We start from the raw sequence: 19,058 nt of genomic DNA, 5'->3' as shown, positions 1-19,058 counted from the left end.
CATATGTCATCTTTACAACGGATCATGGTGAATTGCTGGGCGCACACGGTGGTTTATGTCAAAAATGGTATACCATTTATGAAGAAGCAATTCATCTCCCTTTAATGATTCATCATTCAAAATGGTTTGGGATTTCACAGCAGATTGAACGATTAACGAGCCACGTGGATATTTTACCTACCTTGTTAGGATTAGCTGGAATTAACCCCCAACAAGCACAGTCACAAATGCAAGTGAATCATACGGAAGTACATCCCTTAGTAGGACGTAATCTCAGCCCCTTACTCGAAGGTAGAAACCGCATGATGCATACAGACGAACCCCTCTATTTCATGACTGAAGACGATGTAACAAAAGGTTTACATCAAGTAAATAGCAGGGGAGAACCTTATGAATCTGTAACCCAACCGAACAGTATTGAAGCCGTCATTACGACCCTTCCCACAGGCATTTGGAAGTTAGCCCGTTATTACGATGCTACAAAGCGATTTTCTAGAGAACGGGTGACCGTCGCCGATGAGTGGGAGATGTACAATTTATCGGCAGATCCTTTCGAAGAACAGAATCTGGCCTATCCCCCCCTTCTTTCTCCCGAAAACATGGTGATTAAAGAACAGTTGTTACAGATTTTAGTCATGCAAAGACGGGAAAAACGATTAACCCCAACGCATACATCTCATGCTTCATTTGACATCACAACTTGATCTTATGACATAGGGATTCAGATCCAAGTTACTGCGAATTTCTATCTATTAAAGTGAACTTTTCTGTCATTTGTGATTAGAATCACATCAGCTTATTGGTTCGTTTGTTAGTCTGGTATAGAACCCCCACTTCCTATGAAATATGTGGATTCACTCTACAGGTTCTAAAAAGGAGACTGTTATAAAATGGAAAATTTCACATTTAACAATCCAACTAAGCTCATTTTCGGAAGAGATACTTTAGACGAATTAAAGACAGAGATTCCTAAGTACGGTTCACGCATCTTAATTACATATGGTGGAGGAAGCATTAAACGAAATGGCATTTACGATCGTACACTGGATCTGTTAGCCGCGCTCGATATGCAAATCTTTGAGTTGTCCGGTATTGAAGCCAATCCACGTCTCACCACGGTATATGAAGGGATTACCCTATGTCGAGAAGAAAAAATCGACTTTATTTTAGCCATTGGTGGCGGAAGCGTAATTGATGCCACCAAAGCGATTGCAGTAGGAGCGCTTTATGAAGGCGATGTTTGGGATATCATTACAGGCCAAGATGAGGCGAAAAAAGCCCTTCCTTTCGGTACTGTTCTCACGATTGCGGCTACAGGTTCTGAAATGAATCCCATATCCGTCATTACGAATTGGGAAACGAAAGAAAAGCTGCTTTGGACTTCACCTTATGTTTATCCGACATTTTCTATTCTTGATCCGGTACATACGTTTAGCGTCCCCAAAGAACAAACCATCTATGGCGCCGTTGATATCATGTCGCATGCTATGGAGCATTACTTTAGTGCTGCATCAAACACCCCTCTAAATGAGCGGATGGTCGAATCTCTACTTACTACTGTAATGGAAGCAACACCGAAAGTACTGGCGAATCCGGAAGATTATGAAGGACGTGCTACCCTTTTATTCTGCGGAACAATGGCCTTTAATGGCGTACTCAACCAAGGAATGAATGGAGATTGGAGTACCCATGTAATTGAACATGCCGTGTCTGCTGTGTATGATATTCCGCATGGTGGCGGGATTGGGATTATCTTCCCGCATTGGATTCACCATCATTTAGATACGACTGAGAAGAAAATGAAACAATTAGCGATCCGCGTATTTGAGGTTGATCCAGTAGGTAAATCCGACCGTGAGATTGCGGAAGAAGGTCTTAAACGGTTACGTCAAACTTGGGATCAATTCGGTGCACCCAATCGCTTAATGGATTATCAAATTGATGACCAACGTCTACTCGAAATGGCAAGTAAAGCTGCACCGTCGGGTCGTATCGGTGGATTTGCCCCTAGTACATTGGAAGATGTGACAGAAATCTTAAAATCAAGCCTCTAAAGTGCCCACAGCTAGATCTGTTTCAAAAGTAGCATGCTACTTTTGAAACAGATCTGAAAACAAGCGTATCGATTCGCGTGATTTGCTTAATATTAAAAGCCCCGCTGCAATCTTGAAATGATACCTTTCATTTTGCCATATTTTTAATATCTCCTTCATAGCCTAAATCGTTACCCACCTATTCATTTCATATATGCGCATCATTTTATATACATCATCATCTCCATTTTATTTTTCATTTAGAATACTCTATTAAGACTTGAGAGAAGACTTCCTATCAGACTTGAACACCCACATTGTAGGAGCTGATCCATATGAAAAGACCTAACTTTTTGATCTTAATGGTGGACAAAGAACGCTTTTCAACGGCTTATGAAACAGCTGCATTGCAGGATTGGCGTAAGCAAAACTTAAGTACCCGACAATTTTTGCAAGATAACGGCTTTAGTTTCCAACACCATTATACCAATAGTACAGCCTGCTCTCCTAGTCGCGCTACGCTTTATACTGGTCAGTATCCCTCTCTTCATGGCGTCACACAAACAAGTGGTGTCGCCAAGTATACTTATAATCCAGATATTTTCTGGCTCGATCCCAATAGCGTTCCCACAATGGGAGACTACTTTCGCACAGCCGGCTATCAGACCTAATGGAAGGGAAAGTGGCATGTTTCCGCTGCTGATATCCAAATTCCTGGAACAAACGATGGTTTATCAAGCTATGATCGCTTCGGTTACCCCGATCCAGAAAAAGAAGCTTGCTATGAACATGCTGATCGCTTAAATGGATTTGGCTTTTCCGGTTGGACTGGCCCTGAACCACATGATGCACATCCACGTAATTCCGGCCCTTCTTCAGCGATCGGGTTGAAAGGACGGGATGAGATTTATGCGAATCAAACGATTGCTCTGCTCGAACAACTTGAGCAAGATGCCCGTACCTCGCCGTAAGTCTATTTTCACGACTTTTTATATGGTGAAATCTTGCAAACCGATATTAGATAGACAGGTTGATGTTCAAATCTGTCTATCCTTTGCTAGAGCATGAGTGAAAAGTATTCCAAGACGTCACTTCATCTATCGGTATCCTATTTTTGGGAAACCAGCTTGTGTCGCTTTTCCGAGTGCAATTAACAGAACAGGTTCATAGCTAGCTGGTACATGAAATGCTTCCACAAATTGAGAAGCATCATATCCCCCATCTATCATTCCAATTCGGATTAAATCGGTGGGGAATAAATTGCCATATGTCTTATAAACCTGATTGACATAACGGTTTTTTTCCTCTATCGTATGATTACCTTATGGTGCAAAAAATAAGGTAAAGATATCCATAGATGTCGTCGACCTCCAATAGCGTATTAAACCCCGGAGATCGACGACAACACCTCACCACCACAACTCCGCAATATCCCTAGCCTAAGCAATATTCACCCGAAAAAGAGTAGATTATTTGTTGAATTTGGTTAATAATAGATATAAGGCATACTCCTACTTTTTGGGGTTTCCATCGTACCTATGAGGATTTGAAACAAACGTGGCAACGCTTATCTCAAATTCCAGCTGGTGGAAGTTTCCATCGTACCTATGAGGATTTGAAACACCTTCTCCAATCTTGAAAAAATCGTGTCTCGATGTCCAGGTTTCCATCGTACCTATGAGGATTTGAAACCCAAACAGTCACTGAGACAATGAAAGCACTCCAAGAGTTTCCATCGTACCTATGAGGATTTGAAACTGGCATGGAAGTTAGCACTTGATAATGGACGTTCAAGTTTCCATCGTACCTATGAGGATTTGAAACCTTTTTTTGTCTTTGATAACATCTTTGATTGTTTTGGTGTTTCCATCGTACCTATGAGGATTTGAAACTGAGGGTAACGACAACATGGGAATACATCTACGTATGAGTTTCCATCGTACCTATGAGGATTTGAAACATTATACTATAAAAGCCACCGATGCCAACGGTGGCTCGTTTCCATCGTACCTATGAGGATTTGAAACGGTTCAAAGGCGTATAGATCTATAGTTCCATCTTTATTAGTTTCCATCGTACCTATGAGGATTTGAAACACCAGGTGGTGATGCCGATTGGTACGAAGTCAACAGGTTTCCATCGTACCTATGAGGATTTGAAACATCGCTCACTATACCCGATGTCATGCAAGTACGCCAGTTTCCATCGTACCTATGAGGATTTGAAACTCGAAACACAAGGGATCGCCCCAAACACTAGCACCGTTTCCATCGTACCTATAAAGATTTAAGCTTAAATTATAAAGAAACCCCGTATGACATCTAGTTCTAGAACTAGATGTCATACGGGGTTATCTTATTTTCACTTCCACTTTCGTTTAAAGCGACCATAGCCAACCGCTGTTTTTGCACCTGCCCCGATTTCGATGAGGGCATCTTTTAACCATGCGCTCACATGGCGTACATCGGCATGAGCGTTATCGTTTTGATATCCCGGACGTGGCGCAAATGCGAAGCAAAAGGTTTGTCCTGCCGCAACCGTTAAGAAGGGAATTGGAATGGGATCATACCATTCGACAGCTTTATTTTGGTTTGGGTTATCATAGTATGGAGAGAAGTGCGGGGTCATGATATCTGCTTCTAATTCCACAGCACCCTCAGGAAGTGCATCAAAAAAGATCATGCTTCCCGTTTGTTGCGCTTCTCCTTCTGGTTCCTGTTTGGGTGCTGAACCGAAGATTCGAAGGAATATCTCCTCTGCTTCAATTTTCTCTTTTAACGCTAATTCCTCCATTTGTTCCAGTGCCCAAGCACGCACAATCCCTTTCACCGATGAACCTGGTAGATAAGGTTCTCCCAAGATATGATGCCAAACCATCCCGTTTTCGACGGGATTAGATAAGCCGATCCCCGTGACAAACCGGCTCGTCGTCTGGTACGTTTCCATTTTTCCGCCTAACGACTCCACCAATCTTTTTGTTCGTTGTTGCACATCGGAGAAGGAATCGCTTGTCGGAATTGTAGCGACATGATTAAGCCATTGGCTTTTATTCACATGTAAATATGGCTTACCAGTAACCGCTGGTTTTTGTGATTTATTATTTTTTCCAGATCGCTTATGGTCTTTTTTCTGTTTCTTATCCTGTGGAACTGCAAATCGCCAACAACTACAAAATTTATCAAACCACAGTCCACGATGAACATGAGGAGTTAGCCCTATGTAGTGATGCTTATCATATAAAGGTAAATGGACGTTCTTCCCAAATTGCATATCTCCACCTCCTTACTTTCTATCCGTTTTTTTCAAATAAGCAGTTGCCAGTTTTTTATGCCACTCCAACCATGACATCGCCTCGTGAAAAGCCCATCGGTAATCTTGTTGATCCCCTTGAATGATCGCATCCAGTAAATCTGATTTCCCTTTATACTTAGAAGAATAGGGGTATTTTTCACATAGCCAGTTTTGAAGGTTTTCGTAGAGAAGGTAGTGCGCATCTTCTTTGCTTCCTTTGGCTGCTGCTACCAGTTGTGCTAGCGCTTGGCCCATGCCATTGGTGATCATATTGGCTGGTAATTGTGTCACATAGCTGGCATACTCATCTCCCAACTTCTCTTTCTGTTCCTTTTCTTTAGGTTGATCACGATCACAGGGTATCATTTTTCGGATCTTTTCTAAGGCGTGTTGCGCGCGTTTCTGATCAATCGTTTTTGATGTTTGCATGATCGGCAACCTCCTTTACGACTTGCGTATGGAACCAGCCCTGTCCAAGCGTCTCATTTCCACCCACTTGCACATAGGGGGTTTGTTCAAGCTTTTTCAGCAATGTAGCATGTGCCTTGTTTCCATCCTCGATACCCGCACGTGGAATCAGCAGGCTGTACATCAAGGTATCTGGTGCTAATGTTTCCTCATACCATAAATTTTCACTCATTTTCGTTTGATTATGGAGTTGGTTCCGTGCCCGTATGGATAGCCCATACGCAGCAAAGTGCGCAAAGTCTTCATCATGGATCAGGATGAGTTGATTTTTCAAACGCTCCTTCACTTCTTGATGCCTGATCAGAGCCTTGATTACGGATAGAATCGTTAAATCAGACGACTTTTCTCGATGTTGAAACACATGCTCTTCTAAAAATAAATGCTTCCCGTCTGTATCCGTAAATGAGACGAATTCTCCTTTTCCAACTTGCGGAATGGAGAACTTAGACTCCTCCTTCATCAAACGTAAATCCCGCCACAAACGCTCCAAGATATAAGGACACGTCACCCACTTGTATACACCCGTTAACGTACGAATCGGTAATAGTAATAACCTAGCATCCGTTACACTTACAGAACCTGCCTGATCGGACTCACCAAATGTCGCCTGTATATCTATCTCTTTCGCTACTTGTGCTCTAGCCCAATCCCGCAGTGCCCCCTTCATACCTGAACCGGCAATCACAGGATATCCCGTGACAGATTCACGGGCGACGGGTTGGTCAATCCCTCTCAGGGATTGACCCGCTCCAGGATGAATCGGTGTTTCTGCTAACATACCTAGGATACTTGCTTTCATTTTCCTTCCTCCTCTTTCGTCCACTTACCATATACCAGCTGTCCCATCCCATATTCGTTTTTAAAGCCACAATGTGTCCTCATTCTTCTCTCAAATTCAGCACGAAACGCGCTCGAAACTTCATAAAACCAAGTGCTGCCTGCAGGTGCAATCGGCGTGAGCGGTCGTGGCTTACGATTCACCATATCCCATCCACCTATCGTTTCCATCTTGCCCATACAAGCTGAGATCGCGCGAAAGGGGTTAATAGACTGATGATCAGATAGCTCTTCCTCTGCCAGCAGTGGCCCTTCCTTTAAGCGTTGTGCAAACAAACGACGCTGGTACTCGGCTTCTCCTTCCTCCGGCATAAACCAACCTGGCGTTAACAAGGTTGCCGTGAAGCGAATGTAGCCATCCTTGTCCGCTTCATATGTAGGTTGCTTCCCCTCTGAATACGCTGTAAGTTCTGTCACTTCTACTTGTGCCGACCGCCCTTCTCCTCCTAAAGGCGTAGCAAAGATGGCAGGTAATTGCGCTTGCGAAAGAACACCGCTTACATCGACCCCAACTTCCACACCAATATGCGGACGCGTATGCATAAACGTATATAACTGCCCTTCCACAGCCAGCTTACGTTCATCGCGGGCAATCCCAACTTTCATCTCTTCTTGCCACAACTGTTCCTGAAAATAATACTCCTGCTCCTCCAGCTTCGCTTCATGAAGTACTTGCTCCAAACCTGTAGTTGTTAGCCACAAAGGAACATACTTGCCTTTTTCTTTACTCGCGTGTGGAAGACGTATGGCTTCTGCTGCTAAGTCACTGTGAACTGCTTTTCCTGGTCTGAGGTAGGAAAATGTCCATGATCCCCCTTTTTTCTGGCCTACTAAACGGGCAGGAGCTGGATATAATCGGACTCTAGCACCATCTTTTTTTATCGTGAGATAAGGTCCGGTAAGTATGAGATCCCCAATCGACTCGTGCGTGCCTAATTCACTCGGGAACGGGTACTTTTCTGCCCATGTTTGATCCTTTCTTCTCCCTTTCGGCTCTGGTCGCCATCCCCGCTCATACGCCAGTCGACTGCGGATGGCACCTTGGAGCGTCATCATCGTTGGCGGGAATTGCGATCGAGGATGTACGATACCTGTTTCACCCTGCTGAATGGGTGTTCCATCACGGAAAAATAAGCTATCTAATGCCTGAAAATACCAGGTTTGCGCTTCTCTCTTCTCCATCTAATCCCTCTCTTCCATCGCTAAAAACCGTAGTAACATCGCTATCTCAGTTTGAAAAACGCCTGTAGGAACCACTTCTTTCTTTTCGTTGCGAATCATCTGGTAGGAAAAGTCTAACAGTTGCTTCACTTTCTTTTTGACCCCTTCACTTTTGACACTGACATCACGCTGCATAATGCGCATATATTCCGCTGTGATTAAATCAAGTAAAACTTGTCTATCCGTATACTGATCCGCAAAGGACTGAAAAACCGATTCTAACTTAAACAAAAATTGGTTTGAGAAAAAGGCATTAGCGGGATCTTGCTTGATTTCATCGATCAAGACAAGCAGGGATTTCCCATCTTCACTCGGCTTTTCAATATGATCCCATGGTGCTGACCACTCTACGACAGGGCCCGAGCGCTTCCATATACCAATCGCTAAACTATCACGCCCAGTCTTCGCTTTAGCTACGTCATCCAACAAATAATGGCCATACTGAAGCAAGGCCTGCATATGCGTCAAATGATGACCGTATACAATGGCGCCCGACAGTGAGGTCACATGCTCCTTAAAGCGCGCATTAATGGCTTCAAAACGTTTCTGATACAAATCCTTTAATGCAGTCGCTGCTGCTAGTGCACGGTCTTTGGGAAACAGAGCAAGCACGTCATCTCCGCCGGCATAGATGGTCACGCCTTTATGAGCCGCTACCAACTCTGAAACATTTTCTGAGAAATCAGCAACTGCTTCACTTACGGCCCTACTTTCTGCTTCTCCTCTTTGTTGTGCTTCAAATAATAAATTCCCTAAACCATCGCCATCCATCACGACAATCGCAAAATAAGGACTTGGTTCACCTAGTTCCTGCCCATCGACTTTCTTATTCACAAGTTGATCGTATGCCGTTTGAATGGTTTTTCGATCTACATTTCCCTGATTTTGCCCCCTATCCCGAAGCAGTTTCTCCCATTCATTTCTTAAAAAGTATTTACGCTCGAATCCATCTATTTGTGGTGATTTATTCTTGTTCTGAGCTTGTTGGAGTACTTGAACAAAGTGCTCCTTTTCAATCCCTCCATGAGCTAAACCGCGCCATGGCATTACTGCCATATCGCTCTTGGAAGGGAAGACGATCGCTTTTTTGGGCAGTTGCCATTTGATTGCTTGCTTTGAAACATGCGGAAACAAACGCTTGATCAAGCCGATTGCACTTAATCGTTCGCTGTCTCTAATTTCATGTGCTGGTAAACGATGGTTCCGCCGCAATTCTTGCCAAAATGTATGTTGTTTTTTACGATCATTAGGGCGGGCATAACCTGAAATTTCTTGCAAGTGCGGCATTAAGGTGCATTTATCCCCTTCTTCAATCGTTGGGATATGTGTCCGCCACGCTTTACGAGAACTAAGTAAATCAGGGTCATCCCCCAACACCCAATCAATCTCCCACATGTGTTCCACTTGCCGATCCCAGATCTCCTTGGTCTGATTCCCGCAAGTTACGATATCTTTGATATAAACGTCCCACACCGCAACCGCAATCTTTTTCCAAGCAGCTTGAACGGTCTCTACACACTTCGCGGGATCAAAGGAATGCGGCACTTCCGCTGTAAAGCGATTGGGGATCGTTCCGATATATACGTCTCCTTCTCCCTGCTCAATCGCTGTAAGCAGTTTTTGATTCCACTTCCCATCCACCTTCTCCACCTTAGGAAAAAGAATCTGCCCTTCCTGATCCACGACATTCTTTATGGCATGTCCACTTAAATAAGAGAGTAAAAAGGAGCTAATGAGCAAATCACGTGTCCGCCGCGACTGCGTCACGAAACCTTGCACCGGACCAATCGTAAACTGAAATTGATTCATTTATACACCTCCTCAAACGACTGCTCTTTGATATAGTCAAGAAATTGGTTAAGTTCGTGTGGTTTTACTTTTAAATCCGCAGTTAGATCGGAAGGCAAGTGTTCATTTACGACCATCGGTATGATAATCGGATAAAATAATCCTCCTACTTGAATAACTCGAAATTTTATAGGTGAAATCACGCGTTTAAAGTCATCTTTGGAAGTTTCTTCACTTTCTCTGTATTCCGGATAAAGTTTATCCATCATGTAATTCTCTTTTTCGTCGTCACTCAGTTTCTTAAAACCCGCGAAGCAAGATCTAGCCTTCTTTAAGGCATACTCTGATTTCACAATCCCTTCTTTCCTAATAAAAGGCGAGAAATCCGCTGAAAGTTGAGGGTGCTTGTACTGATAAGCCCCATTTGGCATATGTTGCTTCATCGCCTGTTCAAACTGATTTAACCAACTATCCAGTTTCTCTTTCTTACCACTATCCTTTTTATTCTCGGGTATTGGTAATTTATCACAAAGCAACGTTAATGCTCCGAACTCTACCTCGGATTCATTACCTTTTCTAAGAAACTCCCACTTCTCTATTTGTACAGCCCCCTTTCCCTGCCCTGCTTTAGATCCAATTCCTCCAAACATTCCTAATGCCCAAATACTTTTCACCAATGTTTCCCATTCTTGTTTTTTAGAAGCCTTCATCGAGAATATAATGGAAAACGTATGATTTTCAGATCCATAAAACTTTCTCCCGCTCGTCTTCTCATCCAAACGCATTCGAAATTGTGCTTGTCCCGTACGCGCACTTCCAAATAGACGATCTTCACCAGTAATGCTTTCCACATCTGGTTCAGTTAAACTTGGCTCTATCGCTCGTGCCCAGTAGCGTAAAACTCCCTTAAAAGAAGAAAGACGAAATGCGAACTCTTTGTTATTTTCAAATCCTCGAACATTCATTTTCGTTAATATACAAAACTCTACTCGCAAGTCAGCCATATGAAATTCACTCCTTTAATATTCACTTCGAGTTCTCTGTCATCTCTCTATTAAATGCATGTGCTAATGTAAACAGATGGCCCACTAGAGTAGCTGGGTAATTGGCATATGTTGTCCACAAGTACTCCTCAACAATCATCTGATCATTTTTGTTAATAAAGTTAGCAAAATCTTTATAAGTATAGATAAGTAGTGGGATATTTTTCTTTTGCGCCAATAGTTCTTTCGCTACCGATTTCACTATGTTTTCTTCTATATCTTTGCATTTCTTGTCACCTTGATCTTTACAATTTTTATTATCATGAGGTTTTAGTTGACACTCTCTTGCATAAGAATAGATGATAATATCATAATCGCTCATTTGTAATCGATCGCTTAAATGACGTCGAAACTCACTAATATTTGTATTTAGAAAGATAACCTGGTCTTCACCAATTCCTCTTTTATATACCGATGGTAGCTCCTCGATCTTCATCCTTTCATTTTCTCTTTCACTACCTATTACCATTATGCGTGTATTTACAAAAGCTCTTTCTTTATTTATTATTTGCTCCAAAGTTAGTTGATGTTTTTCAACTTCATCTTTTTGCTTTAATATTTCACTATCCATATCTAATAAGTTTTTTTCCATTTTACTTTTTATAATAGCCATTCCCTCTACATGCTCTTTGTTTAACTGGTCAGTCTGTTTCATTACTTCTACTCTCATATCATGACGTAGTATTTCAAATAATTCTTTTTTACTTTCACCAAATTGACGTCTAAAATAATGCGTACAAAATGCTATGATGAATGATATGAATAAAGTAAATACTGTGAGCCAAATCTCAAGTGTAGTCAAAAGAGAGACCCTATCCGCTTCCATAGCTTGCCGATAATTTTTTATCTCATCTTGTAAAAAGGAAAGCTGGTTCTCTTTCACCTGTTCTTCTAATTTCTCTACTTTTTCTTCCAATGAGCCGGATGGAGCTAATGCATAAGTAGTCGGAGATTGTAGTACAAATAAGCCCATGCTACATAATAGAACCATTATAAAATGAAAATAGCGCATTTATGCCCTCCTCCTTTCAAAGCCATCGATGTAAAGTGTAAAATTTATCTGATAACTAGATTCTATAACTTTTACTATGGTTTGAAAAGAATTTTATAAAAATATCCTTTCTTAGGCTTTACCAAAGTGCTAAAAAACGACTCCCATCATGCTGAAAGTCGTTGTCATATATCGCTTATATATCAACTATTTTTTCATATATTGTCTCCAGAATAGCTCTTTTTCTGCTATATTCCTTAAACTAAAAACCATAAATAGATAAACAAATTTATAAAAGGGGAAGACAACTAGGTCTAGTAAATAAAAATCTACCCAGTCAAGCCACATATCCTTCTCCCAAACTATATACCCCCCACAAAAGTGGAAGCTAAGAATAGGAAGAGAGATGCGATTATCGTTGTGAAATGAATCTTTGTATATTGCTGTTCGATTAGCGTACCTATACTTAACAGCGTGATAAGCACACAAAACATTAGTAGTAGACAAAAAAATAACTTGATTATCGTTCTTTTCATTTATATCCCTTTTTCTTGCTGATATGCCAGGAGTGTCTCTCTGGATCGTTCTTCTTCCCCATGAATATTTAACTTGACAAGATCACCTACAAATATGATCGTGTAGCCATCTTCATGTCCCCATTCATCGATTCGCCGAACCGTTACATGCTCCCCATCGCTTTGCTGAATCTGTCCGATTACATCTCCACGCTCTTCGTCCTCCAAGCCCATTCTAAGAATCCATCCTTTTAATTTGGCCTGTAAAAGGACATTACGTAGTAGATCTGGTTTATTATCCTTAAGTACTTGAAAGAAATAGATATGCTCCTGCTCTTGCATGCGATAGAGACAATCTAAGCCGTTTTCATACTCACCTAAAATACCTAGGTGAAAGATATCTTCCACCCTACGAACGACATACCCATCTTCTCTTCCTTCACGCGTAATGTGACGCATCAAAACATGCTCATCTGTAAACGCATGAATATATCCTGCTACAGCACCACTAGGGTCATCCGGATTTGTATATAACGTTACCACTTCATCATTTTCCAAAGCGTAATATAGTATTTCAGATAGTAAGTCCTGTTCAACATCAAGTTGTTCATGTTGCTGGTTTTGGAGGTCATAGAGTAAGGCTAGACGTTGTTCGTAATCCCCATCAACATCTAACTGAAAAATATCCGAAATACGCTGTAGTACATAACCATCTTGTTTCCCTTCAGGTGTAAGATGACGAATAAGCACATCATCATAGGAAGCACGGTGTATATAACCAACTATGGATGCATCAGGTTGCTCGGGGTTTGCATAAATCGACACTACTTTTTGCTCAGCTTGTACACGTTTAATCATCGTATCGATTGGATTCATTTTCATTTTCTCTATCTCCCATAATGTTAAATGAAAAATTTATGTAAGCTTTTCTCTTTTCTGCTAAGAATGGTCAAAAATCCATTAACCAGTTGATCTTAGCTTGTCTCTTCAATCGACTCAGCAGGTGTAGGGCGTTTGACAAATAAGGATGCGATCAGTCCGATAAACACAATCCCGAATGAAACAAAAAATACAAACTCAAAACCAGAGACAAAAGCGGCTTGTTGTGTAGTTTGAGCGGTCGGATCATGGCTCATCTCGATAAAACTTTGTTGTTTTTGAGCTAATAAACTCATGAAGACTGATATCCCCACTGCCCCCATCACTGGGATTAAGGTATTCATCACTGCACTGCCGTGTGGATAAAGATTTTTCGGGAGTTCATTTAAACCATTGGTCTGTGCTGGCATCATAATCGCTGAAATAGAAATCATAAGCACAGTGAAGGTGACGATAATCATCCAGATCGGGGTGTCAATTTTGATTTGACTCATAATCAAAACATCACCGGCTAGCACGACAGCTGCGGGAATGATAATTTTCCGTGGCCCATATCGATCAAACAACTTACCCATAACAGGTGAAAACACACCATTTAAAAGACTTCCCGGTAATAAAATCAAGCCGGTGGTAGCTGCTGTAAGCGCAAGCGGTCCTTGCATATACATGGGTAATATAATTTCAGTGGAAAACATCACCACGACCACAGTTACAAACAAAATAACTCCAAGTGAAAACATCGGATAACGAAATACACGCATATCCAGAAGCGGTTCCGCTAATTTTAGTTGTCTTGTAACAAATAAGGTAGTTAAAATGAAGCCCAGTAAAATCATGAGTATGATTTTCGGATCAAAAAAACCTTTACTCCCTTCCCCGACTAGACTAAACCCGAGAACAATCCCTCCGAAGCCTAAAGTAGAGTACACAATCGATCTGAGATCGACCTGAGGCTTGGTCATTTCCCCGACATTGGTCAAATACTTATACGCAAATGCCATCGAAAAGAGAATGAAAGGGATCACAACAATAAAAAGATAGCGCCATCCTAAGTATTCCACAATAATTCCTGATAGAGGCGGTCCAATCGCTGGTGCAAATGTAATCACCAAACCAATGGTGCCCATAACCGCTCCCCTTCGCTCAGGTGGATAGATCAGCAGAATCGCGTTAAATATAAGGGGAATGAGTAGCCCAGTTCCCACTGCTTGCAAAATGCGTCCCATAAACAGGAGCGGAAAATTGATAGCTAGTGCACATATGAGGGTTCCAATCGCAAAGACCGTCATCGTCCCCATAAACATTTGACGTGTGGTAAAAGATTGAAGTAAGAGCGCAGAGATTGGCGTAATAATCCCCATCACCAACAAAAAGCCCGTTGCCAACCATTGAACTGTGGTAGCTGTAACGTGAAATTCTTCCATAAGCGTCGTCAGTGCCACATTGAGTAACGTCTCATTTAAGATGGCAAAAAAAGCACCAATGATTAGTGAGATCATGATTGATTTTACCTTTACATTCGGATCTTCGGCTAAAAATTCTATTTCTTTAATCATCGTTTGCGTCATTCCTTATTTACTTAATTGATAACTGCCCATACATTATACTCCTATCTAGAAGGAAGCACCAACTTTCATATAACCCCATTCTGTTAAGTAGTGGCTCAACGGTCTTCTCCTAGATGTAAGTCTACTCAATTGTCATAGTATCGGCATAATAGGCCCTTTCATGCAAAAAAAACGGTCCCTATGATATCGGACCGTTTTCGTTATTCAGTTTTTACTTAGGTACACTTCATCTCGTATACCTCTTTGCTTTATATTTTTAATTTTGCTCTTGGGGTTCTTCGTCGTCACAACCTACGCATTTCCCATATAATGTGCCTACTTTTTCAGAGTACATATATTCGATTACCTGATCACATGATTGACAAACGATCGCTTCCATTCGTAACCCCTCCACATAATGGTATATATCAATAGTAAGTTAATGTTTGTTTATGAAGTCATAAATATTATATTATGACATACTAATTACGTCAATATGTTTTACTCATTATTATACAAGTGAGGGAAGACAGCACAAAAAATGTGCGATCCATCTGGAACACGAATAGCATGTTCACAGTTGATCGCACATTTTTTTATCCCAACGATTAATGTTCAGATTCGGCTTCCATTGACTCAGCCGGAAGGTTATTTTTGAAGAATACAGCAATTTCATCTGCCTCTTCTCTTGATTTGAGATTAAAAACCTTTTGTAGATATTCTAAGTTATCCATATCCTCTAGAGAGAGCAAGGAAGAACGTCCGGTTTGCATACAAACCACTAGTGGCTTTCCAAAAAACATGTTTGTGTATATGATACCAAAATCATAACGTCCATTCTCCGATACAAAACCAACAAAGCGTACTTTAGCTTGCTCAGCATCATCATACAAGCGGTCAAATAGGCTCATACTCATATCCTCCTCTTTCATTTACAGATATTAAGGTTAGTCAGCGCAAAAACGCAGGGAGATTGAGTATTCTCTTCCCCATTTAACCTGAATAAAAACATGCTCTGAGGGGTACATTCAAATAGTTTACTTAGTAAGCTATTTAATACATTTCCCCCTGATCGGACATTTTAAACCAAGCATTTTGATTTTCCATATGATTCATCGTGTACTTTCACCAAAAAGCATGATCGGTCAAACTTTTGTCTACACCAAGTAACCACTTAGTTGTTCATTTCCTTTAACCTTGTTTCTAATAATGAGCGAATTTCGCAAAATAATGTAACATCTTCATCATCAATGCGTCCTAAAGGTATACTGACAACTACTAATACGCCGATGAGATGGTGTCCATGATAAAATGGCACGTATACTTCTGTCACAGTATCTTTCATTTCACGTACGACATTTCCTCGTACTGCAGCTAAGCTAAGTAGACTATCTCCGTAAGGTATATCTTTACGCAACAAATGAGAGCCAGAATGATACATACGGATAAATGCTGATGTCTGGGCCATGTAAATACTAACTGATTCATAATCTGTCATCATTTCAACCATGGTTTTACAGATAAATGCATAAACCGGCTCAAGTCGTCTACTTTTATCAGACTTCAACCCTACTTCATATCTGATATCATCTAGCAAATCGGCCTTGCTCATCACATATCCTCCAGAACGTTATTAAAATTTATTTTATCATAAATTGTCTAAATATACAATCTCATAACACATGATTTGATTCAACCCCGTACACCATGCTAAGATGGAACGAAAGAGACTTCGTGAAGGGTGGCCAATACATTGAGTAAAAGCGCATACATTAAACTCGTGCCAGGCTCTAAGCAAACTGAAATTTCACTTAATGAAGTGAAAGAACTCCTACATACCTATCAAGAAAGAACACGATTAACTGGGACACAATTGGATTGGGATTATGCAGATGCAGCCTTTCCATATCGACTAGAAGAGAAAGAACAAGACGGACAGCCTTACCTTCTTCTAAACGGGAAAGGAACTGAACACTATGAATATTTTATAATAGGAACGGGTACCGAAGCCGAAACAGAAGTCCAATTTATCCAGATTGTCTTACCATCACAAGCCACCCATGGCGATCTAGGGAAAGTAAATGAATATGCCAAATGGCTAGCCAAAGCATTACAAGGTGAGTTACATATGTTAAACGGTCGCATCATGTATTTTAACGATCGAAAATCCAGGTAAAAAGTGAAGCGCATGTCCATACGGACATGCGCTAAAAAATAGATTTTAATATTTGTTTGCGTTCATCAAATGTGTAATCTTCCCAGAACCATTTCCCATACATAAACAGATCGAGATGTAAGTGCACTCCTCGGGCACTATTCTTTACGCCATCACTAGTCCCTGAATTGCCCACATAACCAATTCGTTCACCTTTTTTTACGATATCTCCAACTTCTAAATCCCCTTCAATACGATCCATGTGTGCATACCTTGCCATTAGTCCGTTATCATATTGAATCCATACTGAACGGCCACGCAATTTATCCAAGATATAATCGGGTGTCTTTCCATTATTGGCCGTACTGGTTTTAAGCAAACGTTCGCGCTCAGTTAAAGTCATTTCTTGATACGCATGATCCGCACGAATCACTTTTCCTTGTTCCATAGAATAGATGGGCGTAAATCGGTCGATTTTAATCCCTGTTCCATAACTATACCAGTCAATACCTTCATGTACTCCCTTACGATAAGTACGTGCTGCGCCCGGAAGATGGGAATCATAAGTACTGACATGAGCATCATCTATCGGTGTTCGAAGCACAGATAAAATTTCAATCATTTCATCTACACTTTTCTTTTCTGTAGACAATCGTGGTGAAAAAGCAGGGATCGTAGCTAGGTCAACATGCCAGCTCGCTGTGTCTCCCTTTATTTGTAGTACTTGACCAAACGTTTCCTCAATAAATGAGACCGGAAGCCAGACGTCCCCCTCTGCCATGATAGGTGGAGCTGTGAGTGGTGCATATAACCCATTTTCTTCATAAACAGGAATATCTCTAGTCAGTTTAAAGACATTCTCATTTAAAGTGATTTGTATGGTACCGTTTCTCGAGTCGACTAGCGTCTGAATTGGCAAATATCTCTTGACATCATCTAATCGAATATACATTTCAGACTGATCGGTTTTCTGACCACTATGATCTAGACTGGCAAAGCTTTTCACTGAAAAAATTTTCGTGTTATTTCGTGAAAAACTTTCCTTTCCACGCTCTGAGGGATTTTTTTCACCCAATAATTCATCCTTAACTGAAATGTCCGTTGTGTTTACAAACTTTAGCCACATGTACCACCACGCATGGTTACTAGGTGGAGTAAATATGACAACTAAGGACAATAAAGCTGAAGCAAATAATAAAGATGGATTTCTCATCTTTTTTTCTCCCTACGCAACTTTATATATACAGTCACTGAATTTGTCATTCGTGTATTTCATCGCTATGAAAATAGTAGTGTAGCATATATTGTATGAAAAGTCTCTGCCTTGGTCAAGAGGTTAGTGGTTGACTTTTTTAATTTTTTCGTTGAATAAGAAAGTGCAAGCTATTTTTTTAGCAGATGAATTAAAGCTTCTTTTAGATCTGGAAATTTAAATGTATATCCAGTTTCTTGTAATCGAGTAGGTAAAACTTTTACACCGTTAATTAAAAGTTCGTCAGCTACCTCTCCAAATATAAGCCTTAGCATCGAAGGTGTGAGGGGGAGAATCGTAGGTCGATTCAATACTTCTCCTAGCGTTTTGGTAAAGGTTTCATTGTTTACTGGATTGGGTGCAACCATATTGATCGGACCCGAGATTTCATCATGCTTCAGTAAGTAGGCTACTATACCAGCAACGTCATCAATCGCGATCCAACTCATCATTTGCTTGCCATTGCCGATCTTCCCACCAACTCCAATTTGGAAAGGGGTTAGCATTTTAGCTAATGCACCACCTTCTTTGGATAAGACAATTCCGAATCGCAAATATACAACACGAACGCCAGCCGCTTCTGCTGGCTTTGTAGACTTCTCCCACTCTACGACTACTTGGGTCAAAAAATCAGACCCTACTGGGCTGCTTTCATCTACAGCATGGTCACCTTCCTGATTGCCATAATAACTAATGCCTGATGCAGACAAAAGAACTTTAGGTGGATTTTTAAGACGTGCAATCGTTTCCGATAATAGGGTTGTGCCTGCTACTCGACTTGAAAGAATACGTTTTTTCTTCTCATCTGTCCATCGTCCATCAATGCTTTCACCAGCAAGGTGAATGACCGCATCATGCCCTTCTAGCTTATCTTGTTCAATGATTCCTTCATTGGGATTCCAATGAATATGCTCATTTGTAGAAAAAGGATTATGTGAAGAACGTAAAATAGGTGTGATTTCATGTCCCTGTTTACTTAATTGATTAACGAGTTCCGTTCCTACTAAGCCTGTTGCACCGGTGATCGCGATTTTCATG

The 19,058-nt window shown here is 41.1% G+C and carries 18 protein-coding genes and 1 CRISPR repeat array; of the genes, 4 read left to right on the top strand and 14 right to left on the bottom strand.

The genetic code is table 11. The features are described from left to right. Window positions 1-32 precede the first annotated feature (32 nt). From IC619_RS17190 to IC619_RS16770, 3 genes are all read left to right on the top strand, one after another. Window positions 33-704, top strand: a complete 672-nt coding sequence (locus tag IC619_RS17190) for a sulfatase family protein (protein ID WP_347239766.1) — start codon at window positions 33-35, stop codon at window positions 702-704. Between the two features lie 186 nt (window positions 705-890). Beyond that, a complete protein-coding gene (locus IC619_RS07010) occupies window positions 891-2,054 on the top strand; it encodes an iron-containing alcohol dehydrogenase (protein ID WP_191139991.1) in 1,164 nt (387 codons plus the stop codon). Window positions 2,055-2,368: 314 nt separating this feature from the next. Continuing rightward, window positions 2,369-2,704, top strand: a complete 336-nt coding sequence (locus tag IC619_RS16770; RefSeq protein WP_249669731.1) for a sulfatase-like hydrolase/transferase — start codon at window positions 2,369-2,371, stop codon at window positions 2,702-2,704. An 852-nt stretch (window positions 2,705-3,556) separates the two neighbouring features. Then, a CRISPR array of direct repeats spans window positions 3,557-4,326; the repeat unit is 30 nt; unit sequence GTTTCCATCGTACCTATGAGGATTTGAAAC. A 68-nt stretch (window positions 4,327-4,394) separates the two neighbouring features. Here IC619_RS16770 and cmr6 read toward each other — a convergent pair. From cmr6 to IC619_RS06945, 12 genes are all read right to left on the bottom strand, one after another. Then, complete coding sequence (gene cmr6, locus IC619_RS07000) at window positions 4,395-5,303, bottom strand: type III-B CRISPR module RAMP protein Cmr6 (RefSeq protein ID WP_191139990.1); 909 nt, start codon at window positions 5,301-5,303, stop codon at window positions 4,395-4,397. A 12-nt stretch (window positions 5,304-5,315) separates the two neighbouring features. Further along, the gene (gene cmr5, locus IC619_RS06995) at window positions 5,316-5,753 is read right to left on the bottom strand and encodes a type III-B CRISPR module-associated protein Cmr5 (protein ID WP_191139989.1); all 438 of its coding nucleotides are present in this window, start codon (window positions 5,751-5,753) and stop codon (window positions 5,316-5,318) included. Beyond that, entirely contained in the window at window positions 5,731-6,591 is an 861-nt protein-coding gene (cmr4, locus tag IC619_RS06990; protein ID WP_191139988.1) for a type III-B CRISPR module RAMP protein Cmr4, read from the bottom strand. Before cmr4 ends, cmr5 begins: the two co-directional genes overlap by 23 nt. Further along, window positions 6,588-7,811 carry a type III-B CRISPR module-associated Cmr3 family protein gene (locus tag IC619_RS06985; RefSeq protein WP_191139987.1) on the bottom strand — a complete coding sequence of 408 codons (1,224 nt, stop codon included), beginning with the start codon at window positions 7,809-7,811 and terminating at the stop codon, window positions 6,588-6,590. Before IC619_RS06985 ends, cmr4 begins: the two co-directional genes overlap by 4 nt. Then, on the bottom strand, window positions 7,812-9,659 hold the full coding sequence (cas10, locus tag IC619_RS06980) for a type III-B CRISPR-associated protein Cas10/Cmr2 (RefSeq protein ID WP_191139986.1): 1,848 nt from the start codon (window positions 9,657-9,659) through the stop codon (window positions 7,812-7,814). After that, a complete protein-coding gene (locus IC619_RS06975; protein WP_191139985.1) occupies window positions 9,656-10,642 on the bottom strand; it encodes an RAMP superfamily CRISPR-associated protein in 987 nt (328 codons plus the stop codon). The genes cas10 and IC619_RS06975 overlap by 4 nt, the downstream gene beginning before the upstream one ends. Before the next feature lie 22 nt (window positions 10,643-10,664). After that, entirely contained in the window at window positions 10,665-11,693 is a 1,029-nt protein-coding gene (locus tag IC619_RS06970; protein WP_191139984.1) for a hypothetical protein, read from the bottom strand. 515 nt (window positions 11,694-12,208) lie between these two features. Then, window positions 12,209-13,069: a hypothetical protein gene (locus IC619_RS06965; protein ID WP_191139983.1), complete on the bottom strand. Its 861-nt coding sequence runs from the start codon at window positions 13,067-13,069 to the stop codon at window positions 12,209-12,211. A 92-nt stretch (window positions 13,070-13,161) separates the two neighbouring features. Next, window positions 13,162-14,622, bottom strand: coding sequence for an MDR family MFS transporter (locus IC619_RS06960; RefSeq protein WP_191139982.1), 1,461 nt, complete (start codon window positions 14,620-14,622; stop codon window positions 13,162-13,164). A 268-nt stretch (window positions 14,623-14,890) separates the two neighbouring features. Continuing rightward, the gene (locus IC619_RS06955; RefSeq protein ID WP_191139981.1) at window positions 14,891-15,013 is read right to left on the bottom strand and encodes a GapA-binding peptide SR1P; all 123 of its coding nucleotides are present in this window, start codon (window positions 15,011-15,013) and stop codon (window positions 14,891-14,893) included. Between the two features lie 208 nt (window positions 15,014-15,221). Next, window positions 15,222-15,524, bottom strand: a complete 303-nt coding sequence (locus IC619_RS06950) for a DUF3055 domain-containing protein (protein ID WP_191139980.1) — start codon at window positions 15,522-15,524, stop codon at window positions 15,222-15,224. A 263-nt stretch (window positions 15,525-15,787) separates the two neighbouring features. Then, complete coding sequence (locus tag IC619_RS06945; RefSeq protein ID WP_191139979.1) at window positions 15,788-16,225, bottom strand: GAF domain-containing protein; 438 nt, start codon at window positions 16,223-16,225, stop codon at window positions 15,788-15,790. Between the two features lie 141 nt (window positions 16,226-16,366). On the opposite strand from IC619_RS06945, the gene IC619_RS06940 reads away from it, so the two are divergent. Then, a complete protein-coding gene (locus IC619_RS06940) occupies window positions 16,367-16,789 on the top strand; it encodes a DUF1885 family protein (protein ID WP_191139978.1) in 423 nt (140 codons plus the stop codon). A gap of 31 nt (window positions 16,790-16,820) precedes the next feature. Here IC619_RS06940 and IC619_RS06935 read toward each other — a convergent pair whose 3' ends face one another. Continuing rightward, window positions 16,821-17,981 (bottom strand): peptidoglycan DD-metalloendopeptidase family protein, encoded by a 1,161-nt coding sequence (locus IC619_RS06935; RefSeq protein WP_191139977.1) that lies wholly within the window; start codon window positions 17,979-17,981, stop codon window positions 16,821-16,823. Window positions 17,982-18,151: 170 nt separating this feature from the next. Further along, window positions 18,152-19,057 (bottom strand): TIGR01777 family oxidoreductase, encoded by a 906-nt coding sequence (locus IC619_RS06930; protein WP_191139976.1) that lies wholly within the window; start codon window positions 19,055-19,057, stop codon window positions 18,152-18,154. Window position 19,058: the final 1 nt, after the last annotated feature.

This window comes from Polycladospora coralii, from assembly GCF_014773435.2.
GTDB classification, from domain to species: Bacteria; Bacillota; Bacilli; order Thermoactinomycetales; family Thermoactinomycetaceae; genus Polycladospora; species Polycladospora coralii.
Note: the sequence above shows the minus strand (reverse complement) of the source record. Positions and strands in the feature narration are given on the sequence as shown.